The sequence below is a fragment of the Isoptericola croceus genome, assembly GCF_029382255.1.
GTDB classification, from domain to species: domain Bacteria; phylum Actinomycetota; class Actinomycetes; order Actinomycetales; family Cellulomonadaceae; genus Isoptericola; species Isoptericola croceus.
In genome coordinates this window covers 1-269 of sequence record NZ_JARLLG010000299.1, presented here as the reverse complement: position 1 = coordinate 269, position 269 = coordinate 1, and the positions used below count along the sequence as shown (strand labels likewise).

The 269-nt window shown below is 56.1% G+C and carries 1 protein-coding gene; it reads right to left on the bottom strand.

Annotation, left to right across the window (positions count from 1 at the left end; translation table 11 throughout):
• Positions 1-269: efflux RND transporter permease subunit (locus PZC42_RS23200; RefSeq protein WP_368860292.1), on the bottom strand; the 269-nt coding region annotated here is incomplete at its 3' end.

Below are 269 nucleotides of genomic sequence, written 5' to 3'. Positions count from 1 at the left end.
GCTACCGAGGTCATCAGAATCGGCCTAAAGCGCATCGCTGCCGCTTTGATGGCCGCATCGGTTCGGCTTAACCCCTCGCGATACAGCTGGTTGGCGAATTCCACAATCAAAATCGCGTTTTTCGCCGCCATACCGATCAAGGCAATAAAGGCCACTTGGAAGAACAGGTTGCTTTCCATGCCGCTGGTCAAGGTCGCGATGGACGCGCCCAACATCGCCACCGGCGCGATCAACAGCACCGCAATCGGAATGGTCCAGCTTTCGTACAA